This window comes from Mesorhizobium sp. M4A.F.Ca.ET.050.02.1.1, assembly GCF_003997725.1.
Taxonomy (GTDB): Bacteria; Pseudomonadota; Alphaproteobacteria; order Rhizobiales; family Rhizobiaceae; genus Mesorhizobium.
Window position 1 is genome coordinate 1 of record NZ_RZSG01000485.1, and the last position, 4,601, is coordinate 4,601.

General features: G+C 63.0%; 5 protein-coding genes. 3 read left to right on the forward strand and 2 right to left on the reverse strand.

The window, feature by feature from the left end; translation table 11 throughout:
- Positions 1-53 precede the first annotated feature (53 nt).
- The gene (locus EOA33_RS25095) at positions 54-653 is read left to right on the forward strand and encodes a hemerythrin domain-containing protein (protein ID WP_127406850.1); all 600 of its coding nucleotides are present in this window, start codon (positions 54-56) and stop codon (positions 651-653) included.
- Positions 654-656: 3 nt separating this feature from the next.
- Here the strand turns inward: EOA33_RS25095 and EOA33_RS25100 are convergent, their stop codons facing one another.
- Both EOA33_RS25100 and EOA33_RS25105 read right to left on the reverse strand, forming a co-directional pair.
- Positions 657-1,268, reverse strand: coding sequence for a DedA family protein (locus EOA33_RS25100; protein WP_127406851.1), 612 nt, complete (start codon positions 1,266-1,268; stop codon positions 657-659).
- Positions 1,268-1,828, reverse strand: a complete 561-nt coding sequence (locus EOA33_RS25105; protein WP_126054320.1) for a DUF1003 domain-containing protein — start codon at positions 1,826-1,828, stop codon at positions 1,268-1,270. The genes EOA33_RS25100 and EOA33_RS25105 overlap by 1 nt, the downstream gene beginning before the upstream one ends.
- A gap of 89 nt (positions 1,829-1,917) precedes the next feature.
- Between EOA33_RS25105 and EOA33_RS25110 the strand changes: the two genes are divergently transcribed.
- Together EOA33_RS25110 and EOA33_RS25115 are read left to right on the forward strand one after the other, a co-directional pair.
- A complete protein-coding gene (locus tag EOA33_RS25110) occupies positions 1,918-2,631 on the forward strand; it encodes a DNA-3-methyladenine glycosylase I (RefSeq protein WP_127406852.1) in 714 nt (237 codons plus the stop codon).
- 127 nt (positions 2,632-2,758) lie between these two features.
- Positions 2,759-4,435, forward strand: a complete 1,677-nt coding sequence (locus EOA33_RS25115) for an NAD+ synthase (RefSeq protein WP_126054322.1) — start codon at positions 2,759-2,761, stop codon at positions 4,433-4,435.
- The last annotated feature ends 166 nt before the right edge of the window (positions 4,436-4,601 follow it).

Sequence of the window (4,601 nt, forward strand, 5' to 3'; positions counted from 1 at the left end):
ACTACCGATCTAGTATAGCGCTTCCTACATGACGGTTACCAAAGGAGACTGTCATGTCGGACGCCGCTGATTTTCTGTTGCTCGAGCGAGCCGGGCTGCCGGACGATCTGCGCTGGCTGACGCAAAAATATCCGCGCGAGACTTGGCAGGGCCACGGCAATATTCCTGGCCTCGCCGCTATGTGGCTTGGGCGGCACGACATGTTCCGCGAACTCGGCGGCATGCTGGCCAACGGCATTGGTGACTATCGCGAAGGCAGGCTGACAGCGCCGGACTTCGCGCGTTGGTTCGCGCCGCGGCTGAACCATTTCCTTGGCAATCTCGACGGCCACCATAATGTCGAGGACTACCAATACTTCCCGGCCTTCGCCAAGGCTGAGCCCCGGTTGAAGCGAGGCTTCGAGATACTCGACGCCGACCATCACACCATACACGAAGGGCTGGAACGCAACGCCGAGGCGGCGAATGCCTTTATCCGCACGCTCGAGGAGAGCGAGGACAGACAGCGCTTTGCCGCCGACGTCTATGCCGATGAGAACAGCCGGCTGATCGCCATGCTCACAAGGCACCTGGCCGACGAAGAGGATTTGATCATCCCGCTGATCCTCGACCGTGGCGACCGCGCCCTCGACACCGACATCGACATCGACTGAGCTTTACCTGGCTTCGCCCTGACCGTCCCCTGCGTCCCTGGCGCGTTCCTTCCTGGCGACGGAGTGGGCGAGGAACCAGGCGAGGCTGGCGACGACAAGCCCGATTGCCAGCGCGATCAGCAGCCGTTCGTGGCGCGCCAGCGCCTGGCCGACGACGCGCTCGGCGCCCAGTCCGAAAACGTAGCCGACCGTGCAGAACAACGCCGCCCAGACCAGCGACGAGATGGCGTTGAGGACGACGAAGCGCATCACTGTGATGTTGGCGAAGCCGGCTGCGACGCCGCCGACCAGGCGCATGCCGTAGATGTAGCGGTTCGAAAGCACGAAGATGTTGGGATGGGAGGAGACCAAACGGAAGGCATGGCTGAAGCCTAGCCGCGCCTTCAGCTTGAGCACATAGGGATGATCGGCGAAGTTGCGGCCGAGGATGAAGAAGAAGGTGTCGCCGGCGAAGGCGCCGATGGCTGCCGCCAGGAAAGCCTGCCAGGCCATGAAGACATGCTGATGCGCAAAGAAGCCGGCGAGTATGGCGGCGCTTTCGCCTTCGGCGACGCAGCCCAGGAAAACGGCGAACAGACCGTACTGCTCGATGAGATGGTGGATGGCCTCGGTCATCAGGGACTTTGCCGCGCCGACAGCTTTTCATCGATGCGCCTGACCTGCTCGGCCAGCCGCAGGATCTCGTCGCGCATGCCGATGATCTCGCTGTGGCGCAGTTCGTCCAGCTTCTCATGCAGCGCCATGATCTCGATCTCGGCCTTGAGGTTGACCTCATAGTCGTGGGCGGCGTCGATACGGTCGCGCTCGGTCTGGCGGTTCTGCGACATCATGATCACCGGCGCCTGCAGTGCTGCGATCATCGAAAGCACCAGGTTGAGGAAAATAAAGGGATAGGGGTCGAAGGCGTCGCGAGACAGCAGCCAGACATTGCCGAAGGTCCACAAGACCAGGAAGGCGATGAAGGTCAGGATGAACGACCATGAGCCGCCGATGCGGGCGATAGTGTCGGCGACCCGGTCGCCGAACGTCTGGTGAAAGGCGACGGCCTTGTTGGTGTCCTTCGAGATGGTGGTGCGATCAAGCGCGCTTTGCAGCACCCGGCTTTCGAGCTTGCTCAATGCATCCGGCCTTTGCCTCAGCCAGCGGTTCGCCAGATCCTCGACTGTCTTGTTCATGTGTCGCCTCCGTCACCGTCCGCGATAAGAGGTAGAGGCTGCCGGTTCGAACGGGAAGTGGTAGATTGACGCGACTTGCGAGGAACCAAATGGCTGACTTTCAAAGAATCCGCGCCCGTGCGGCAAAGCGCAAGGGCGGCGAAGCGGCGCTGGCGTCGCTGCTCGGGCCGCTGCCGGACAATAAGGCCGTGGCTAAGGTCACGGATGACCGCATCCTGTCGACGATGGCCGAGCGGATTTTCGCCGCCGGTTTCGTCTGGCGCGTCATCGAACAGAAGTGGCCGGGTTTCGAGGAGGCGTTCCTCGGTTTCGAGCCGAAGCGCTTGCTGTTCCAGCCCGACGATTTCTGGCATGAACTCGCCTCCGACAAGCGCATCGTGCGCAATCCGCAGAAGATCAAGGCCGTCCGCGACAACGCCGCCTTCGTCGAGCGCGTGTCGAAGGAGCATGGCGGCTTCGGCAAATTCCTCGCCGCCTGGCCGGCCGACGACCAGGTCGGGCTGACGGCCTATCTCGGCAAGCACGGCAGCCGGCTGGGCGGCAACACCGGCCAGTACTTCCTGCGCTGGCTGGAGTGGGACACCTTCGTCGTCTCGGCCGACATGGCGGCGGCACTTCGCGATGCCGGCATCGACATCGCCGAGAACCCGACCTCGAAGCGGGACCTCGACAAGATCCAGGCGCAGATCAATCAATGGTCGGCTGAAACCGGCCTGCCGCGCCGGCACATCTCGCGCATCCTGGCGCTGTCGATCGGCGAGAACCGCTCCGTGGAAGCGCTGAGCGAGTATATGAACGACTAGGCTTGGGTCGGCGAAATCTCGCGGTCGAAATCGATCGATCGGGATACGATCAACATCCGTCGATCGATCCTATTTGGTACAAGCAATCGCCATTGCCCGGCGATTTCGGCCACGCTAAACCCACTGCATGACCAAGAAGCCCGACATCCTGCGCATCGCCATCGCCCAGCTCAACCCGACCGTCGGTGACGTCGCCGGCAATCTTGCCAAGGCGCGCGAGGCGAGGGCGGATGCGGCCCGGCAGGGCGCCGATCTCGTGCTCTACACCGAGCTCTTCCTCGCCGGCTATCCGCCGGAAGACCTGGTGCTGAAGCCCGCTTTTCTGAAGGCTTGTGAAAAGGCCGCGGAAGATTTCGCCAAGGACACTGCGGATGGCGGTCCCGGCGTCATCATCGGCACGCCCTTGAAGCGCAAGAGCGGCACGCACAATTCGATCATCGTCGCCGATGGCGGCAAGATCCTGGCCGAACGCTACAAGCTCGACCTGCCGAACTATGGGGAGTTCGACGAAAAGCGCGTCTTCCAGGCCGGGCCGGAACTGCAGGGGCCGGTCAACTTCCGCGGCGTGCGCATCGGCATTCCGATCTGCGAGGACATCTGGGGCGAGGTCGCCGTCTGCGAGACGCTGGCCGAAAGCGGCGCCGAGATCCTGCTGGTGCCGAACGGCTCACCCTACTATCGCGCCAAGATCGACGTCCGCCATCAGGTCGTCATCCGCCAGGTCATCGAAACCGGCCTGCCGATGATCTACGCCAACCAACTGGGCGGCCAGGACGAGCTGATCTTCGACGGCGCTTCTTTCGCAATCGGCGCGGACAAGACGCTTGCCTTCCAGATGAGCCAGTTCGAGGACGCGGTCGACGTCACCACCTGGAAGCGCACGGATGACGGCTGGGTCTGCGCGGAAGGGCCGATGTCGAAGATCCCGGAGCGGGAAGAGGCCGACTATCGCGCCTGCATGCTTGGCCTGCGCGACTACGTCAACAAGAACGGCTTCAAGAACGTCGTGCTCGGCCTGTCCGGCGGTATCGATTCGGCGATCTGCGCCGCCCTTGCCGTCGATGCGCTGGGCGAAGAACGGCTGCGCGCGGTGATGATGCCCTACCGCTATACCTCGAAGGATTCGCTGAAGGACGCCGAGGACTGCGCCCGCGCGCTTGGCTGCCGCTACGACATCGTACCGATCTTCGAGCCGGTCGAAGGTTTTCTGCACGCGCTGACGCAGATGTTCGAAGGCACCAAGGAAGGCATCACCGAGGAGAACCTGCAGAGCCGCGCGCGCGGCACCATCCTGATGGCGATCTCCAACAAGTTCGGTTCGATGGTCGTCACCACCGGCAACAAGAGCGAGATGTCGGTCGGTTACGCCACGCTTTACGGCGACATGAATGGCGGCTTCAACCCGATCAAGGACCTCTACAAGATGCAGGTCTATGCACTGTCGCGCTGGCGCAACAGCCACGTGCCGCCGGGCGCGCTCGGCCCTTCCGGCGAGGTGATCCCGAAGAACATCATCGACAAGGCGCCGTCGGCGGAGCTGCGCGAGAACCAGACCGACCAGGATTCGCTGCCGCCCTATCCGGTGCTGGACGATATCCTTGAATGCCTGGTCGAGCACGAGATGGGCGTTGACGAGATCGTTGCGCGCGGCCATGACCGGGCGACAGTGGCGCGGGTCGAGCACCTGCTCTACATCGCCGAATACAAGCGCCGGCAGGCCGCACCGGGCGTGAAGATCACTAGGAAGAACTTCGGCCGCGACCGCCGCTATCCGATCACCAACCGGTTCAGGGACGGGCGGTAAGCGCTCCGTCCGCAGCGCAGCCGCATAGCCTGAGCCACGGCAACGGCACAACCCGCCGTTGTTGCAAAATCGTCTCACTGCTTGGACCAGATGCGCATTTGGTCGCAGCCTGGCTTGGCGATGCGCATCTGGTCCAAGCAGTGAGACGATTTTGCAACAACGGCGG